We start from the raw sequence: 367 nt of genomic DNA on the forward strand, positions 1-367 counted from the left end.
ACTGTACCGCACCGGGGACCTGGCGCGGCACCTGGCCGACGGCAACCTGGAGTACCTGGGGCGCAACGATGACCAGGTGAAACTGCGTGGCCTGCGCATCGAACTGGGCGAAATCCAGGCCTGCCTGACCGGCATCGAGGGGGTCAAGGAAGCGGTGGTACTGGCCCGCGAGCAGTGCCTGGTGGCGTACTGCACCGGTACTCCGCAACCCACGGAGGTGCTGCGCGCGGTGCTGCTGGCGCGGCTGCCGGAGTTCATGGTGCCGGCACAGTTCATCCACCTGGAAGCGTTGCCGCTGAGCCCCAACGGCAAGCTCGACCGCAAGGCGCTGCCGGTGCCGGAGGCGGTACAGAACCGGGCCTACGAG

At 68.4% G+C, this 367-nt stretch carries 1 protein-coding gene; it reads left to right on the forward strand.

Annotated features, from left to right (window positions below; genetic code table 11):
• A partial coding sequence (locus NGM28_RS28590) for an AMP-binding enzyme (protein WP_252092564.1) occupies positions 1–367 on the forward strand: 367 nt, incomplete at both ends.

This window comes from Pseudomonas sp. MWU13-3659 (assembly GCF_023757525.1).
GTDB lineage: Bacteria > Pseudomonadota > Gammaproteobacteria > Pseudomonadales > Pseudomonadaceae > Aquipseudomonas > Aquipseudomonas entomophila_E.